The following is a 16,024-nucleotide window of genomic DNA, read 5'->3' as shown; positions in this document are numbered from 1 at the left end:
TAATTCGCTCTAGCGAATGATCGAACGGAAAGGGCGTCCCTCGGGGCGCCCTTTTCCTATGCGCTGCAATCGTGCTTGCGCTTCGTCTTTAAATTGCTGATTGTGTTCGAAACAATTTTAAGCAGAGTTCTGTAGGTGTTTTTGAGAATTCTCTTTGCCCTCAGTTTGGTGCTAACACGTGCCTCCACGTTGCATGCAGAAGAAGATTTTCTAGTGCAGTTGAATACCCGCACTTTCTATGCCGGTGAAGACTATTGGGGGAGGGACACTGACACCAATTTTCTTCCGATCAACAGGCTCGATTGGTTGAACGAAAGGCTGATGGAAATACCAATTCTGGACAGCACTGTGATCCACATAAAGGAATTAAATAGGGGATCTGAATCCCTGTGGTCACCGACGGGCCCCGGTGGATGGTATACTAATTCGGAGTCAGTGCCCGCGCACTTGAGGCTACCTGGGTACAGAGTTAATACGGGCAAGGGCGGCGGCGGTTTCAGGCTTTTGAACCTGACGCCGGATTCTGCACAAAGACAGTACTCGTTAGGCTGCAATGCGGAGAGGGATTCGGAGACCTACGAGTTTTGTGTTCTACGTGCTCGCTATCCACTCGACCCGCTAGTAATGGTTATGACTCGAATCTATAATCCACCACCTATGGATCAAATTACCGAGTTCTTCGACGAGATCGCGGAACTGACTGTCAGTATAGCCTTGTGCTTGGATATAACGGACCAGATGGAAAAAGACGCAAAGCAGTCGGTGCATGAGTACTTGGTGGAACGTGACACAGCGCGCTGCGTTGAAGGGTTATCCTCTTAGGACGCTTCCGTTTTATTGACACAGGTGTAATTTGCGTGGATCAGCCAAGCGGCAACTCTGGCCCGGCACTCCATTTCCCCCTTGCCAAACCCCACCAACACCACTAATACGCGCGAGTTCTCAATAAGAACGTCAAGGCGGGGTGATTCCCGCCTTTTGGGTTCGAAGAGGGTTGGCGATGCGCGTCTGTCCTCCTCTCAACCTCAACGCCTGATAAAAGGCTGTTAATATGCAAAGCCAAAACATCCGTATTCGGCTGAAGGCATTTGACTATCGCGTTCTGGATGCCAGCACGCAAGAGATCGTCAACACTGCCAAGCGGACCGGCGCGAACGTGCGCGGCCCGATCCCGCTGCCGAACAAGATTGAGAAGTTCACGGTTCTCCGTGGCCCTCACGTTGACAAGAAATCCCGCGACCAGTTCGAGATCCGTACGCACAAGCGTCTGCTCGACATCGTTGATCCGACCCCCCAGACCGTTGACGCGCTGATGAAGCTCGACCTCGCTGCTGGTGTGGACGTCGAGATCAAGCTGCAGTCGTAAGATCGGAGGGTATAGATTATGCGCTCTGGTATTATCGCAAAAAAAGTCGGCATGACCCGCCTGTTCATGGAAGACGGCAAGCAGATCCCTGTGACCGTTCTTCACCTGGACAACCTGCAGGTTGTTGCACAGCGTACCGCTGATAAAGACGGCTACACCGCCGTTCAGCTGGGCGCCGGTGCTGCCAAGGCAAAACGCACCTCGAAAGCCATGCGCGGTCACTACGCCGCTGCCAAGGTCGAGCCCAAGCGTAAGCTGGCCGAGTTCCGCGTCTCCGAAGATGGCCTGATTGATGTGGGCGCCGAGATTTCGGCAGAACACTTCCTGGAAGGTCAGAAAGTTGACGTTTCGGGTACCTCGATCGGTAAAGGCTTTGCCGGTGCAATGAAGCGCCACAACTTTGGTGGTCTGCGCGCTTCGCACGGTGTTTCGATCAGCCACCGTTCGCACGGTTCGACCGGTCAGTGTCAGGATCCGGGCAAGGTTTTCAAAGGCAAGAAGATGGCCGGTCACATGGGTGCTGCCCGTGTCACCACCCAGAACCTGGAAGTCGTCAAAACCGACGCCGACCGGAATCTGGTCTTCATCAAAGGCGCCGTTCCCGGACCGAAATCGGGCTGGGTCACCGTCAAGGACGCCGTGAAGAAGAAAGCACCGGAAGGCCTGCCTTTCCCGGCTGCTGTGAAATCGGCTGCAACCGAAGCACCTGCGGAAGAAGCTCCCGCGGAAGGTGGTGAAGCATGAAACTTGATGTAATCAAACTGGACGGCGGCAAAGCCGGCGACATCGAGCTGAACGCCGATCTGTTCGGTCTCGAGCCGCGTGCGGACATCCTGCACCGTGTGGTCCGTTGGCAGCGCAACAACGCGCAGGCCGGCACCCACAAGGTGAAGACCCGCTCGGAAACCAGCTACTCGACCAAGAAGATCTATCGCCAGAAGGGCACCGGTGGCGCACGCCATGGTGACCGTAACGCGCCGATCTTCCGCAAGGGTGGTATCTACAAGGGCCCGACCCCTCGTTCGCACGGCCACGACCTGCCGAAGAAGTTCCGCAAGCTTGGCCTGCGCCACGCTCTGTCGGCCAAAGCCAAGGCAGGTGAACTGGTTGTGATCGAGAACGCCGAAGCCGAAGGCAAGACCGCCGCTCTGGCCAAACAGGTTGCAAACCTGGGCTGGAAACGCGCTCTGGTCATCGACGGCGCGACCGTGAACGAAGGTTTCCTGAAGGCGTCGCGCAACATCGAAGGTCTGGATATCCTGCCGTCGATGGGTGCAAACGTTTATGACATCCTCAAGCGTGACACCCTGGTGCTCACCAAAGCGGCTGTCGAAGCACTGGAGGCTCGTCTGAAATGAGCGCGAAGGCAGAACACTACGACGTGATCCGCAAGCCGATCATCACTGAAAAGTCGACCATGGCGTCCGAAAACGGCGCGGTTGTCTTTGAAGTGGCGATCGACAGCAACAAGCCGCAGATCAAAGAGGCCGTTGAGGCGCTGTTTGGTGTGAAGGTCAAAGCGGTGAACACCACCGTGACCAAAGGCAAGGTCAAGCGGTTCCGCGGCCAGCTGGGCCGTCGGAAAGACGTCAAAAAAGCATATGTGACCCTGGAAGAGGGTAACACCATCGACGTGTCCACCGGTCTCTGATCGAACCCGTCTTTGGAGAGAGATAAAGGCCCCCGCGAAAGCGGGGGTTTTTTTTACGTGGTGCCTGCTGCAGTGAAATCTCTATTTATTACTTCGGAAGGTTAATGACTTCCGCCCAACCAAATTATTAGGTGCTGAAAATGAGCAAAGTTGAAGACCCAATTTTGTATAGAGTCATGGACTTCTTTGAGGTCGTTGACCTTGGAGCGAAGAAAAACCTGCGGATTTCTAACGCTTCGAGATTTTCGGACACGAACGAGCTAATAGGAGTGTTCCTAGGCGTGCTAGAAGAGCCGTCATTCCATCACTTAAATCGCAAGGCGTTTGAAGACCTCCGATCTTACCACAGTCGCTTGAAGGAGCAGTACTTTATTTCTTCATGGACGAAGAGCCGGGATAATATAGCGATTTGGGAGCTCTACTCACGCAATTCTGACGCAATCCAAATTGGAGTGAGAAAGAGCGCCCTTGAAGCAATTTTAGGGGACTATTGTCACGAGCGTTCCTTTGCGTTGGCACATGGCGCAGAAGCTAGCGACGGTCGAGCGCTGTTTTACCCTCTGAAGTCGTCAAGCTGTGACTATGTGCAGTTTTCCGACGAGCTAGGACGTATTCGGCTTCGTTACCAGAAGTTCAGTAGGGATTTCGATGCGAACCTTGGCGATCAAGATGCTGCGACAGAGGTCTATCAAGAGTTTTCCAAAGAGCGCGCCTTGGATCTTCTCAGGCTCCCGTTCTTAAAGGACCGGGCTTATCAACACGAAGAAGAACATCGATTTGTGTTGTGTGGGGTGACACGAAATGACAGGTCTTACGAAGAGTGCAAAGAGGATAAGTTCTTTGAGTTGTTTGACACGCACATCCGCCCTTTACGGAGGGAAGATGTCGGTGAAAACATCTTTGTGCCAGTTGATCCTAAGATCATTGAGGAGGTCTGGATTGACGGTCGTTGCCCGCCGTGGAAGCGTGACATACAAATGGCTCTACTCAAAGAGCTTGGCCTTGATGCGAGCGTGTCGCCCGCCTACGGGTCATTCTTTGACTTCCATGAAATCAACCCGTTGTTTTAGCTCCGCCAAGGGAATGTTGATCGTGTTTAACTTCAACTGTAGTTTGCACCGGTCGAAAATCTTGAGCCATAAGCTATAGACACCCACCCCCAACCCTGTTACATGCTCCCAATCTTGCGGCCTCGGATTCGTTCCGGGGCCTCTGATATTTGTAACCGGGGACCTTCGGGGCCCTATACCCTTGGCACCTACGGGGGCCTATCACATAGCAGGGAAACCCCCTGCACTTGCTAAACGGAAGACAGAAAGCATGGCACTTAAGTCGTACAAGCCGACGACGCCGGGCCAGCGCGGGCTGGTGCTGATCGACCGTTCGGAGCTTTGGAAAGGACGTCCGGTCAAGTCTCTCACTGAGGGTTTGACCAAATCGGGCGGCCGGAACAACACCGGACGGATCACTTCACGCCGCCGCGGCGGTGGCGCAAAGCGTCTCTACCGGATCGTTGACTTCAAACGGAACAAATTTGATGTCGCGGCAACCGTCGAGCGGATCGAATACGACCCGAACCGGACCGCATTCATCGCACTGGTAAAATACGAAGACGGCGAGCAGGCATATATCCTGGCTCCGCAGCGTCTGGCTGTTGGTGACAAAGTCGTGGCATCCGCCAAGGCCGACATCAAGCCGGGCAACGCAATGCCGTTCTCGGGCATGCCCATTGGTACCATCGTCCACAACATCGAGATGAAGCCTGGCAAAGGTGGTCAGATCGCACGTGCGGCCGGTACTTACGCTCAGTTCGTTGGTCGCGATGGCGGCTACGCTCAGATCCGTCTGAGCTCGGGCGAGCTGCGCATGGTCCGTCAGGAATGCATGGCCACCGTTGGTGCCGTGTCCAACCCCGACAACTCGAACCAGAACCTCGGTAAAGCCGGTCGTATGCGCCACAAAGGCGTGCGTCCGTCGGTTCGTGGTGTTGCAATGAACCCGATCGATCACCCGCACGGTGGTGGTGAAGGTCGTACCTCGGGTGGCCGTACGCCGGTTACACCGTGGGGTAAGGACACCAAGGGTAAGCGTACCCGCAACAAGAACAAAGCGTCCCAGAAGCTGATCATCCGCTCGCGGCACGCCAAGAAGAAGGGACGTTAATCCATGTCTCGCTCTGTTTGGAAGGGTCCTTTCGTCGATGCTTACGTGCTGAAAAAAGCCGAAGCAGCGCGCGAGTCGGGCCGCAACGAAGTCATCAAAATCTGGTCGCGTCGTTCCACCATTCTGCCCCAGTTCGTGGGTCTGACCTTTGGTGTGTACAACGGCCAGAAGCACATTCCCGTAAACGTCTCGGAAGACATGATCGGTCAGAAGTTCGGTGAATACTCGCCGACCCGTACCTATTATGGCCACGCCGCAGACAAAAAAGCGAAGCGGAAGTAAGTCATGGGCAAGGAAAAGAACCCCCGCCGCGTGGCTGAAAACGAAGCAATGGCGAAAACCCGCATGCTTCGCACCAGCCCGCAGAAACTGAACCTGGTTGCGCAAATGATCCGCGGCAAGAAAGTTGAGAAGGCTCTGACCGACCTGACTTTCTCGAACAAGCGTGTCGCGCAGGACGTCAAGAAGTGCCTGCAGTCCGCAATCGCGAATGCCGAAAACAACCACAACCTGGACGTTGACGAGCTGATCGTCGCCGAAGCATGGGTTGGCAAGAACCTGGTCATGAAGCGCGGTCGTCCGCGTGCCCGTGGCCGTTTCGGCAAGATCATGAAGCCGTTCTCGGAGATCACCATCAAGGTGCGTCAAGTTGAGGAGCAAGCCTAATGGGTCATAAAGTAAATCCGATCGGCATGCGCCTGCAGGTCAACCGCACCTGGGATAGCCGCTGGTACGCCGACACCAAGGACTACGGTGATCTTCTGCTGGAAGACCTCAAGATCCGTGAGTTCATCAACAAAGAGTGCAAGCAGGCCGGTGTTGCCCGTGTGATCATCGAACGTCCGCACAAGAAGTGCCGCGTCACGATCCACACTGCACGTCCCGGTGTCATCATCGGCAAGAAAGGTGCAGACATCGAAGTTCTGCGCAAAAAGCTTGCTCGTATGACCGACAGCGAACTGCACCTGAACATCGTCGAAGTGCGCAAGCCCGAGCTTGACGCGCAGCTGGTTGCCGAGTCCATCGCTCAGCAGCTGGAGCGCCGCGTCTCGTTCCGCCGCGCGATGAAGCGGTCGGTTCAGAACGCCATGCGCATGGGCGCCCTGGGTATCCGGGTGAACGTCGCTGGTCGTCTGGGCGGCGCCGAAATCGCACGGACCGAGTGGTACCGCGAAGGCCGCGTGCCTCTGCACACCCTGCGTGCCGACATCGATTACGCACATGCCGAAGCGATGACCCCCTACGGGATCATCGGGATCAAGGTCTGGATCTTCAAAGGTGAGATCATGGAGCACGATCCGCAGGCACGTGACCGTAAAGCACAGGAACTCCAGGACGGCCCTGCACCTCGTGGTGCTGGTGGCGGTCGTCGCTAAGGAGGGAAAGATATGCTTCAACCAAAGCGTACTAAATTCCGCAAGATGCACAAAGGCCGGATCAAGGGGCTCGCCAAAGGCGGCTCTGATCTGAACTTTGGCACCTACGGCCTGAAAGCTCTTGAGCCTGAGCGTGTAACTGCACGCCAGATCGAAGCTGCACGTCGTGCCATGACGCGTCACATGAAGCGTCAGGGTCGTGTCTGGATCCGCATCTTCCCCGACACTCCGGTCACTGCAAAGCCGATCGAAGTTCGTATGGGTAAAGGTAAAGGTTCGGTCGACCGCTGGGCATGCAAAGTCAAGCCTGGTCGCGTGATGTTCGAGATCGACGGCGTCAATGACGACATCGCCCGCGAGGCCCTGCGCCTGGCTGCGATGAAGCTGCCGATCAAGACCCGCGTCGTGGTCCGCGAAGACTGGTAAGCCCGTCTTTGACAAAGTTAGGAAACCCCGCCCATCCGGCGGGGTTTTTTGTTTTCCGACGAGATGCGTTACTCTTCACCCTGTCGCACATTTCAGCGAGCGATTTCAAAACAGGGAGTTTCCAAATGGTTTCCAAATCAGAGATTGAATCGATTGACGAAGGCTTCTTCTCCGCACTGAATGCGATGTTCGAAGGTGATATAGGGCCGATGGAGGCGCTTTGGTCTCACGCGGATGACGTCATATACATGGGGCCGTCCTCGAGTTTGTTTCACGTTGGATGGAAAGTCACGGATCAGGATTGGGTTGCGCAGGGGCAGGCGCATCTGGGCGGTTCGATCAAGGTTCTCAAAAGGCATGTCTTCGTGGCGGATAGCCTCGCCACCGTGCACCATTTCTCCGAGGTAACGGGGCAGGGTGATGGTTCAAGTATTCGGATGCGTGGCACTAACATTTATCGTAACGAGGATGGCGTCTGGAAACTGATTGCGCATCACTCAGATCCGCTTCCCTATATAGATCTGTGAATACTGGTATCGCGTCGACAAAGGCGCGAACCGTTTCGGCTATCGCACCTTGCTGCCAATTGGGGTAAGGGACGCCTATGGCACAGATTGAATCACTCTTCGTTACCCGTCTTTATCGCGCAGCTTTGTCCGAGTTCGATCCGAAGATCGACGCGGAAGAGCTGGAAAGTTCCTGCCTTGTCATCGCCGAGGATGATGAGGCCGGGCAGGAATGGTGTGAAGAGAACGGCTATCCCGGCTACACCAGTTATGCCTCGCTGACCGATCTGCCGTGGCGGTTCCCGATCTTTGCCGATCTGGTCAAGGCGCTGGATCAGCATGTTGCGGCCTTTGCCAAGGATCTTGAGTTCGATCTGGGTGAGGGCGAGCTGAAGCTCGAGGACCTGTGGATCAACATCCTGCCCGAAGGCGGCATGCACTCCAGCCACCTGCATCCGCACAGCGTGATCTCGGGCACGACCTATGTGGCGATGCCTGAAGGGGCGAGTGCGTTGAAGCTGGAAGATCCGCGTTCAGGCCGCATGATGGCCGCACCAACGCGGCTGAAAGGCGGGCGGCGGGATTTGCAGCCGTTCATCTATATGAAGCCGCAGGTGGGCGACGTCCTGCTGTGGGAAAGCTGGCTGCGCCACGAGGTGCCGATGAACATGGCCGAGGAAGAACGGATTTCGGTAAGCTTCAACTACAAGTGGGAGTGAAGCATTGCCTCGGGCGAGCTAACTGAAAGCTTCGCGCCAATGATAGAAAGGTAAGAGAGCCCGCGAGTGTTTCACACCTCGTGGACTTCCTTTTACTTTAGGTGGCTTATCACTTTGCTCCGCATTGCTTCTTGGATAGCCGAGCCGTCTTTTTCATTTGGTTAAGGGTTTTTCGTTGAGATTGCTTCAGAGAATTCATCTCTTGCTCTCGCGATTCACCTAGGTACATCGCCTGGGTCCACAAGGCATATAGTTCAGGAGACATGTTCTGCTTCGCAATCTCGGCCACGCAAATGCACTGGTCGATGGACATCCCGTTCATGCGATCCTCTGCAACGGCTCTCGAGCACACGTCCTTCCCTGCATACGTCTGCGCTTGAGTGGACGTGGCGAATAGTGCCAGGGCAGTGGTCCAATACAAACTCTTCATAACTTACCTTTGATTAGAAGCATCAAGAGTGTGGGTACAGTGGCGTTGGATTGTTCGCAAGCTTAGGGGAAATCGGGTGTGCATTTTCGCCTTTACGCCTATTTGGCGAATAGCACATACCAGTGTTCCAAACTTCCTCTTGCCACCCACCCCCTAAACCCTTATACGGCGGCATCCTGCAAGTCCCCCGGCCGAGTCGGGGGATTCGCATGTCTATCATTCATCCACCAGGTCCAAGGTGACCCTGTCAGGGGGCCTTCTGGTGTTTTGAGCAAAGGAAAAAGGCGATGAACGCCCAAGAACTGCGTGACAAGACCCCGGACCAGCTCCGCGAGGAACTGGCCAACCTGAAGAAAGAAAGCTTTAACCTGCGCTTTCAACAGGCAACCGGTCAGCTGGAAAACACTGCCGGCATCAAAGCGGCCCGCCGCAACGCTGCCCGCGTTAAAACCATTCTGAACGAAAAGGCCGCTGCTGCGGCATCCGAGGAGTAATCAGATGCCCAAGCGTATCCTGTCCGGCACCGTAACAAGCGACGCAAACGAACAGACCGTAACCGTTCTGGTCGAGCGCCGTTTCAAGCACCCGCTGCTGCACAAAACCGTTCGTAAGTCCAAGAAATACCGGGCTCACGACGAAAAGAACGCCTTCAAGGTCGGCGACTCTGTACGCATCATCGAATGCGCGCCGAAATCGAAGACGAAACGTTGGGAAGTTCTGGAAGCGTAAGTTTCCGGGATTTTCCCATTTGTCGAAACCCTGGGGGATCTAACCAGACCAGCCCCCACAGGTCGGGAGAAACCACATGATCCAGATGCAGACCAATCTGGATGTCGCTGACAACTCCGGCGCACGCCGAGTTCAGTGCATCAAGGTCCTGGGTGGTTCCAAGCGTAAATACGCCTCCGTCGGCGACATCATTGTCGTCTCGGTGAAGGAAGCCATCCCGCGCGGCCGCGTAAAGAAAGGTGACGTCCGCAAGGCCGTCGTCGTACGCACCGCCAAGGAAGTCCGTCGCGAAGACGGCACCGCGATCCGCTTCGATCGCAACGCCGCCGTCATCCTGAACAACAACAACGAGCCCGTAGGTACCCGGATCTTTGGCCCCGTTGTTCGTGAACTGCGCGGCAAGAACTTCATGAAAATCATCTCGCTGGCTCCGGAGGTGCTGTAATCATGGCTGCTAAACTCCGCAAAGGCGACAAGGTCGTCGTGCTGGCCGGCAAGGACAAGGGCAAAGAGGGAACTATCACCTCGGTTGACCCGAAAGCCGGTAAAGCTGTTGTCGATGGCATCAACATCGCCATCCGCCACACCCGTCAGTCGCAAAACTCGCAAGGTGGTCGCCTGCCTCAGGCAAACCCCATTGAGCTGTCGAACCTGGCACTGCTGGACAAAAACGGCAAAGCAACCCGCGTTGGCTTCCGCATGGAAGGTGACAAGAAGGTTCGTTTCGCCAAGACCACAGGGGACGTGATCGATGCTTGATTCCGCAACCTACACCCCGCGTCTGAAAGCTCAGTACGTTGAAACCATCCGTGCCGCTCTGAAAGAAGAGTTCGGCTACAAGAACGACATGCAGCTGCCCAAGCTGGAAAAAATCGTTCTGAACATCGGTTGTGGTGCTGAGGCGGTCAAAGACTCGAAGAAAGCGAAAGCTGCTGTCGAAGATCTGACTGCAATTGCTGGTCAACAGGCCGTTGCAACCAAGGCGAAGAAGTCGATCGCGGGTTTCCGCGTCCGTGAAGACATGCCGCTGGGCGCGAAAGTGACCCTGCGCGGTGACCGGATGTACGAATTCCTGGATCGTCTGATCACCATCGCGATGCCGCGCGTTCGTGACTTCCGCGGTGTTAAGCCGTCTTTCGATGGTCAGGGCAACTTTGCCATGGGCATGAAAGAGCACATCGTGTTCCCGGAAATCGACTTCGACAAAGTCGATGAAGTCTGGGGCATGGACATCGTAATTGCCACCACAGCGAAAACCGACGCTGAAGCAAAGGCACTGTTGAAAGCGTTCAACATGCCGTTCAACGCGTAAGCGCCGGAAGGATTGAGACATGGCTAAAAAAGCAATGATCGAACGCGAGAAGAAGCGCGAACGCCTGGTGGCCAAATATGCCGCAAAGCGTGCCGAGCTGAAAGAAATCGCGAATGACGAGAGCCGCCCGATGGAAGAGCGTTTCAAAGCGCGTCTGAAACTGGCGAAACTGCCGCGCAACAGCTCGGCTACCCGTCTGCACAACCGTTGTCAGCTGACCGGTCGTCCCCACGCTTACTACCGTAAGCTGAAGGTCAGCCGTATCGCGCTGCGCGAGCTGGGTTCTGCTGGTCAGATCCCCGGCATGGTGAAATCGAGCTGGTAAGGGAGACATTGATATGAACGATCCTATCGGCGATATGCTCACCCGTATCCGCAACGCGCAAATGCGCGGCAAGTCCACCGTTTCCACCCCGGCTTCCAAGCTGCGCGGTTGGGTTCTGGACGTGCTGGCGGACGAAGGCTACATCCGTGGCTATGAAAAGACGACCGGTGAAAACGGTCATCCGGCCATCGAAATCAGCCTGAAATACTACGAAGGCACCCCTGTCATTCGCGAACTGAAGCGGGTTTCCAAGCCCGGTCGTCGCGTCTACATGGGCGTCAATGACATCCCGCAGGTCCGTCAGGGTCTGGGCGTGTCGATTGTCAGCACTCCGAAAGGTGTGATGTCGGACGCAAACGCTCGCTCCAACAATGTTGGCGGCGAAGTGCTCTGCACCGTCTTCTAAGGAGGTCTGCAATGTCTCGTATTGGTAAAAAACCGGTCGAGCTGCCCAGCGGCGTTTCCGCCTCTGTGTCGGGTCAGACCATCGAAGTCAAAGGTCCGAAAGGCACCCGCAGCTTCACCGCAACTGACGATGTTACCCTGTCGGTCGAAGACAACGTGGTCAAAATTGATCCGCGTGGTACGTCCAAGCGTGCGCGTCAGCAGTGGGGCATGAGCCGCACCATGGTTGCCAATCTGGTGACCGGTGTGACCGAAGGCTTCAAGAAAGAGCTGGAAATCCAGGGTGTGGGTTACCGCGCTCAGATGCAGGGCAATACCCTGAAGCTGAACCTGGGCTACAGCCATGACGTTGATTTCACTGCTCCGGAAGGTGTCACCATCACCGCGCCGAAGCAGACCGAGATCGTTGTGGAAGGTATCGACCAGCAGCAGGTGGGCGAAGTCGCGGCCAAAATCCGCGAATGGCGCCGTCCCGAGCCTTACAAAGGCAAGGGTATCCGCTATAAGGGCGAGTTCATCTTCCGCAAGGAAGGCAAGAAGAAGTAAGGACGCAAACAATGGCAAACAGCAAAAGAACCCTGTTTCTGAAGCGCCGCCTGCGCGTTCGGAACAAACTTCGCAAAGTCAACGCGGGCCGTGTACGCCTGTCGGTTCACCGTTCGAACAAGAACATCAGCGTTCAGCTGATCGACGACGTTCGTGGCGTGACCCTGGCCGCAGCCTCGACCCTGGAAAAAGACCTGGGCGTAGTTGGCAAGAACAACATCGAAGCGGCCACCAAAGTGGGCGCGGCCATCGCCGAGCGTGCCAAGAAGGCAGGCGTCGAAGAGGCCTATTTCGATCGTGGTGGCTTCCTGTTCCACGGCAAAGTGAAGGCAGTTGCCGACGCTGCGCGTGAAGGTGGTCTGAAGATCTAAGACCTGCGGGCAGCTTTCGGGCTGCCCCGATGATCCGGGGGCCTCGGCTACAGTCGGGGCTCACTTGGATTGAAGAAACGGCGCGACAAGCGCCACATGAGAAAAGGGATGCCAAATGGCAGAACGTGAAAACCGTCGGGGCCGTGGCCGCGACCGTGAAGAAGCACCGGAATTTGCAGATCGTCTGGTCGCAATCAACCGCGTGTCGAAAACCGTAAAAGGTGGTAAGCGCTTTGGCTTCGCCGCTCTGGTGGTTGTCGGCGATCAGAAAGGCCGCGTCGGCTTTGGCAAAGGTAAAGCGAAAGAAGTACCTGAAGCCATCCGTAAGGCAACCGAACAAGCCAAGCGTCAGATGATCCGCGTGCAACTGCGCGAAGGTCGTACCCTGCACCACGACATCGAAGGCCGTCATGGCGCCGGTAAAGTGGTTATGCGCACCGCACCTGAAGGTACTGGTATCATCGCCGGTGGCCCGATGCGTGCCGTGTTCGAAATGCTGGGCGTGAAGGACGTTGTGTCCAAGTCGCTGGGCTCGCAGAACCCGTACAACATGATCCGCGCCACCATCAACGGCCTGCAGAAAGAGCAGAGCCCGCGTTCGGTTGCCGCACGTCGTGGTAAAAAAGTTGCCGACATCCTGCCCAAGCGGGACGAAGCACCGGCTGCTGAAGCCGAAGCGTAAGGAGAGCGACCCATGGCAAAAACCATCGTCGTCAAGCAGATCGGTTCCCCGATCCGCCGCCCCGCCGAACAGCGCGCAACCCTGATCGGCCTGGGCCTGAACAAGATGCACCGTACCCGTGAGCTGGAAGACACCCCTTCGGTTCGCGGCATGATCAACAAGATCCCGCATCTGGTAGAGATCGTCGAAGAGCGCGGCTAAGCGCGATTTCAATGAAGAAATTGGAACGCCCTCGACTACGTCGGGGGCGTTTCTTTGTGTTAGCGAAGCTTTTTGGTCGTCAATTTTGATAATGAAGCATTTGTTCATTAAAACGCGGCTAACCAAAGTATTGATCCTAATGCCAGCGCTGTCAGTGTGCGGGTTGATAGTTAACGCGGGTTACAGACTGTTCATAGGATTGCCCAGATTATCTGGAATGCGTGGTTAGGCACGGGTAGCCCGCAAGATTGGCATGAGCACTAGTTCGCGAAACTATTGTCCAAATTGGCAACCAGCTATTTGAGCAACACGGCCTTGTCTTCAGAGACGGGCCTGTAAGCTTGAAGGCGCAATCAAATATAACGCACGCGAGACAAATAAAATTGACGCGCGTAAAAAAGCTTGAATTGCTGCAAGAAAAATTCAAGTATGCGAATGCGTGGCAAGTTTGTATTACCTCTGTTGCTCTCGCATTTGCCAGACCTGTCTGGTTGCCTCCTGGGGACGAAAGTGAGTGGCGTCGCCAGGAGGCCATTTATTTGCTAAGTGGGCCTTTCAGAGGAACTCGCATTAGGGCGGGCGAAGTTGGCTTGGAACCGTGCGAGCGAAAGTTGGTTAGGTCCGCAGAGCTGACGTTTGGACCACGGTCGAGAGCCGCGGCGCGGCGAATGTCGGTTTTGCCTGCAATGTGGACCTTCGTGACATTCGGTGCAGTTCAACAGCTTCTGATCCGACATTCCCCAAACGCATAACGGCTAGACCGAAACTTCGGTTGTTAGCGGTATCTTCCACGCCTATCTGAGCCTTGTCCCAAACAGGAACAAACAAAGCAACATCGGGGAATTCGCCCCGATCAGGAAAGGAATTCAGATATGGCTTACACAGCAACAACCACTCATGGCGGCACCAACCTGTTCGCACGCATCGCAGAATTCGCCGCAAAGGTGAAAGAGGCATACACCCTGCGCGCCGAGTACAATCGCACTTATTCGGAACTGCAGGGGCTGACCGATCGCGAACTGAACGACATCGGCGTGCGCCGCTGCGATATCAAGGATATTGCTCAGGAACACGTCTACTGCTCGTAATTGCAGAAATACCACCACTCACACAGAGGCGCCATTTGGCGCCTCTTTTGGTTTCAGGGGCCAACGCGCCACAGCCAAGAGATTTTTGGAGCCAAGCATTGCGACAGCGCCGTTAATGCGTCAAATGCGGATTAGGCGGCTGTTTGAGGCCGGTTGAATTGTGTGGAAAGACATATTTATGGCGCGCGAATATCAGATCGGAATGCTGTGGGTCGACGGACCGCTGAGCTTTCTTGAGCAGCTGTGTATCAAGTCCTATCTGGATGCCGGGCAACATGTACGTCTTTACACTTATGGGACCGTGACCGGTATCCCCGAGGGCGTGGAACAACGCGATGCACGCGAGGTTCTGCCGGATTCCGAATTCATCACACATGGCAGAACCGGAAGCCCCGCGCCGCATTCGGACAAGTTCCGGTATCGGATGCTGGCGCAGGAGCCTGACTTGATCTGGGCAGATACGGATGCCTATTGCCTCAAGCCGTTCACAACCGAAAACGGTCACTATTACGGATATCTTGAGGGCGATGTGGCCATCGGCGTTCTCGCCCTGCCGCAGGACAGCGAAACGCTGGCGAAATTGATCGAATTCACCAACGATCCGTACCTCATCCCGCCCTGGCTGCCCCCTCGTCATCGCAGACCGCTGGAAGAGGCGCAGCAGAACGGAGAGCCGGTGAACGTGCCTGAAACCCTTTGGGGTGTCTGGGGGCCGAGTGCATTCACCTGGGCTTTGAGGCAAACGGGTGAGATAAAATACGCACTGCCCGAGCATGTGTTCTACCCGCTCAACTACACCCGTCGGCGGGCGCTGGCCCGGCCGGGGGCCAAAATCGACCATTTCTTCAAGGACGATACGGTTTCCATACACCTGTATGGTCGGCGGATGCGGGCGATCATGCGGAACAAGTATGACGGCAAGCCCGATCCTGACAGTTTGGTCGGCAGGCTCGTTGAGAAACACGGCATCGATCCGCTTGCAGCGCCCATTATCAAACATGATGAGGATGAGGCCGAGGCTCCGCAGGTCGACGGCTGATCTTGCACCGATCCACGGGCTTGCCAAGCGTGGGCAACGGGCCTATACGCCTCCGGTGGGTTTCTGCCCATGAGAATCAAAACCAAGAAATGCCGTGTTTGGCCCATCACGCTTCGGGGGTCACATCCGGCTTAGGAGAAGCGAAATGAAACTGAACGAATTGCGCGACAATCCCGGCGCCAGCCCGAAACGCACCCGCGTTGGCCGTGGTCCCGGTTCCGGCAAAGGTAAAATGGGTGGCCGTGGTATCAAAGGCCAGAAATCCCGTTCGGGTGTGGCCATCAATGGCTACGAAGGTGGCCAGATGCCGCTGTACCAGCGCCTGCCCAAGCGTGGCTTCAACAAGCCGAACCGCAAGGAATTCGCCGTCATCAACCTGGGCCTGATCCAGAAATTCGTCGACGCCGGCAAGCTGGACGCCAAAGCTGCGATCACCGAGGACGCACTGGTTGCATCCGGTCTGGTCCGTCGCAAGCTGGACGGTATCCGCGTTCTGGCCAAAGGCGAAATCAGCGCCAAAGTGAACCTGGAAGTAACCGGTGCTTCGAAAGCTGCTGTTGAGGCAGTTGAAAAAGCGGGCGGTTCACTGACGGTCACAAAAGCCGCTGCGGCAGAGTAAGCGCTTGTGAGCGGGCGCAGACCCGCTTACATAGACCTCAGAGTTTTCCAAGACGCCGTCCGAGCCGGAA

General features: G+C 55.9%; 26 protein-coding genes. All 26 read left to right on the top strand.

What is annotated here, in order from left to right:
* Window positions 1–1,051 precede the first annotated feature (1,051 nt).
* Window positions 1,052–1,366 carry a 30S ribosomal protein S10 gene (rpsJ, locus tag GOX63_RS23065; protein ID WP_008756422.1) on the top strand — a complete coding sequence of 105 codons (315 nt, stop codon included), beginning with the start codon at window positions 1,052–1,054 and terminating at the stop codon, window positions 1,364–1,366.
* A gap of 18 nt (window positions 1,367–1,384) precedes the next feature.
* Window positions 1,385–2,110, top strand: coding sequence for a 50S ribosomal protein L3 (gene rplC / locus GOX63_RS23060; RefSeq protein WP_170328778.1), 726 nt, complete (start codon window positions 1,385–1,387; stop codon window positions 2,108–2,110).
* Window positions 2,107–2,724: a 50S ribosomal protein L4 gene (gene rplD / locus GOX63_RS23055; protein WP_155148664.1), complete on the top strand. Its 618-nt coding sequence runs from the start codon at window positions 2,107–2,109 to the stop codon at window positions 2,722–2,724. The genes rplC and rplD overlap by 4 nt, the downstream gene beginning before the upstream one ends.
* Window positions 2,721–3,017 (top strand): 50S ribosomal protein L23, encoded by a 297-nt coding sequence (locus GOX63_RS23050; protein WP_008757532.1) that lies wholly within the window; start codon window positions 2,721–2,723, stop codon window positions 3,015–3,017. The genes rplD and GOX63_RS23050 overlap by 4 nt, the downstream gene beginning before the upstream one ends.
* A 140-nt stretch (window positions 3,018–3,157) precedes the next feature.
* Window positions 3,158–4,087: a hypothetical protein gene (locus tag GOX63_RS23045; protein ID WP_170547316.1), complete on the top strand. Its 930-nt coding sequence runs from the start codon at window positions 3,158–3,160 to the stop codon at window positions 4,085–4,087.
* A 250-nt stretch (window positions 4,088–4,337) separates the two neighbouring features.
* Complete coding sequence (rplB, locus tag GOX63_RS23040) at window positions 4,338–5,180, top strand: 50S ribosomal protein L2 (protein WP_008757664.1); 843 nt, start codon at window positions 4,338–4,340, stop codon at window positions 5,178–5,180.
* Between the two features lie 3 nt (window positions 5,181–5,183).
* Window positions 5,184–5,462 carry a 30S ribosomal protein S19 gene (gene rpsS, locus GOX63_RS23035; RefSeq protein ID WP_005980699.1) on the top strand — a complete coding sequence of 93 codons (279 nt, stop codon included), beginning with the start codon at window positions 5,184–5,186 and terminating at the stop codon, window positions 5,460–5,462.
* A 3-nt stretch (window positions 5,463–5,465) separates the two neighbouring features.
* Window positions 5,466–5,846 carry a 50S ribosomal protein L22 gene (rplV, locus tag GOX63_RS23030; protein ID WP_039538267.1) on the top strand — a complete coding sequence of 127 codons (381 nt, stop codon included), beginning with the start codon at window positions 5,466–5,468 and terminating at the stop codon, window positions 5,844–5,846.
* Window positions 5,846–6,556, top strand: coding sequence for a 30S ribosomal protein S3 (rpsC, locus tag GOX63_RS23025; RefSeq protein ID WP_008758042.1), 711 nt, complete (start codon window positions 5,846–5,848; stop codon window positions 6,554–6,556). Before rplV ends, rpsC begins: the two co-directional genes overlap by 1 nt.
* 12 nt (window positions 6,557–6,568) lie before the next feature.
* Window positions 6,569–6,982, top strand: a complete 414-nt coding sequence (gene rplP, locus GOX63_RS23020; RefSeq protein WP_058283513.1) for a 50S ribosomal protein L16 — start codon at window positions 6,569–6,571, stop codon at window positions 6,980–6,982.
* A 125-nt stretch (window positions 6,983–7,107) separates the two neighbouring features.
* The gene (locus GOX63_RS23015) at window positions 7,108–7,509 is read left to right on the top strand and encodes a YybH family protein (RefSeq protein ID WP_170328775.1); all 402 of its coding nucleotides are present in this window, start codon (window positions 7,108–7,110) and stop codon (window positions 7,507–7,509) included.
* A gap of 77 nt (window positions 7,510–7,586) precedes the next feature.
* Window positions 7,587–8,207, top strand: a complete 621-nt coding sequence (locus tag GOX63_RS23010) for a 2OG-Fe(II) oxygenase family protein (protein WP_170328774.1) — start codon at window positions 7,587–7,589, stop codon at window positions 8,205–8,207.
* Between the two features lie 717 nt (window positions 8,208–8,924).
* On the top strand, window positions 8,925–9,131 hold the full coding sequence (gene rpmC / locus GOX63_RS23005) for a 50S ribosomal protein L29 (protein ID WP_010437082.1): 207 nt from the start codon (window positions 8,925–8,927) through the stop codon (window positions 9,129–9,131).
* A gap of 4 nt (window positions 9,132–9,135) precedes the next feature.
* Window positions 9,136–9,366, top strand: a complete 231-nt coding sequence (gene rpsQ / locus GOX63_RS23000) for a 30S ribosomal protein S17 (protein ID WP_170328773.1) — start codon at window positions 9,136–9,138, stop codon at window positions 9,364–9,366.
* Between the two features lie 76 nt (window positions 9,367–9,442).
* Window positions 9,443–9,811 carry a 50S ribosomal protein L14 gene (gene rplN, locus GOX63_RS22995; RefSeq protein WP_008757934.1) on the top strand — a complete coding sequence of 123 codons (369 nt, stop codon included), beginning with the start codon at window positions 9,443–9,445 and terminating at the stop codon, window positions 9,809–9,811.
* A 2-nt stretch (window positions 9,812–9,813) separates the two neighbouring features.
* Complete coding sequence (gene rplX / locus GOX63_RS22990) at window positions 9,814–10,125, top strand: 50S ribosomal protein L24 (protein WP_170328772.1); 312 nt, start codon at window positions 9,814–9,816, stop codon at window positions 10,123–10,125.
* Entirely contained in the window at window positions 10,118–10,678 is a 561-nt protein-coding gene (gene rplE / locus GOX63_RS22985) for a 50S ribosomal protein L5 (protein WP_170328771.1), read from the top strand. The genes rplX and rplE overlap by 8 nt, the downstream gene beginning before the upstream one ends.
* 19 nt (window positions 10,679–10,697) lie before the next feature.
* On the top strand, window positions 10,698–11,003 hold the full coding sequence (gene rpsN, locus GOX63_RS22980) for a 30S ribosomal protein S14 (protein ID WP_068340744.1): 306 nt from the start codon (window positions 10,698–10,700) through the stop codon (window positions 11,001–11,003).
* Between the two features lie 13 nt (window positions 11,004–11,016).
* A complete protein-coding gene (gene rpsH, locus GOX63_RS22975; RefSeq protein WP_068340741.1) occupies window positions 11,017–11,409 on the top strand; it encodes a 30S ribosomal protein S8 in 393 nt (130 codons plus the stop codon).
* An 11-nt stretch (window positions 11,410–11,420) separates the two neighbouring features.
* Window positions 11,421–11,954, top strand: a complete 534-nt coding sequence (gene rplF, locus GOX63_RS22970) for a 50S ribosomal protein L6 (protein ID WP_170328770.1) — start codon at window positions 11,421–11,423, stop codon at window positions 11,952–11,954.
* Between the two features lie 11 nt (window positions 11,955–11,965).
* On the top strand, window positions 11,966–12,325 hold the full coding sequence (gene rplR, locus GOX63_RS22965) for a 50S ribosomal protein L18 (RefSeq protein WP_170328769.1): 360 nt from the start codon (window positions 11,966–11,968) through the stop codon (window positions 12,323–12,325).
* Window positions 12,326–12,440: 115 nt separating this feature from the next.
* Complete coding sequence (rpsE, locus tag GOX63_RS22960; RefSeq protein WP_170328768.1) at window positions 12,441–13,007, top strand: 30S ribosomal protein S5; 567 nt, start codon at window positions 12,441–12,443, stop codon at window positions 13,005–13,007.
* 12 nt (window positions 13,008–13,019) lie between these two features.
* A complete protein-coding gene (rpmD, locus tag GOX63_RS22955; protein ID WP_170328767.1) occupies window positions 13,020–13,208 on the top strand; it encodes a 50S ribosomal protein L30 in 189 nt (62 codons plus the stop codon).
* Between the two features lie 872 nt (window positions 13,209–14,080).
* The gene (locus GOX63_RS22950) at window positions 14,081–14,296 is read left to right on the top strand and encodes a DUF1127 domain-containing protein (RefSeq protein ID WP_170328766.1); all 216 of its coding nucleotides are present in this window, start codon (window positions 14,081–14,083) and stop codon (window positions 14,294–14,296) included.
* Window positions 14,297–14,474: 178 nt separating this feature from the next.
* Window positions 14,475–15,335: a hypothetical protein gene (locus tag GOX63_RS22945; protein ID WP_254436079.1), complete on the top strand. Its 861-nt coding sequence runs from the start codon at window positions 14,475–14,477 to the stop codon at window positions 15,333–15,335.
* A 145-nt stretch (window positions 15,336–15,480) separates the two neighbouring features.
* A complete protein-coding gene (gene rplO / locus GOX63_RS22940) occupies window positions 15,481–15,954 on the top strand; it encodes a 50S ribosomal protein L15 (protein WP_170328765.1) in 474 nt (157 codons plus the stop codon).
* The last annotated feature ends 70 nt before the right edge of the window (window positions 15,955–16,024 follow it).

This window comes from Ruegeria arenilitoris (genome assembly GCF_013031355.1).
GTDB lineage: Bacteria > Pseudomonadota > Alphaproteobacteria > Rhodobacterales > Rhodobacteraceae > Ruegeria > Ruegeria arenilitoris_C.
The sequence above is the reverse complement of the archived record's forward strand: the minus strand, read 5'-3'. Positions and strand labels throughout refer to the sequence as shown.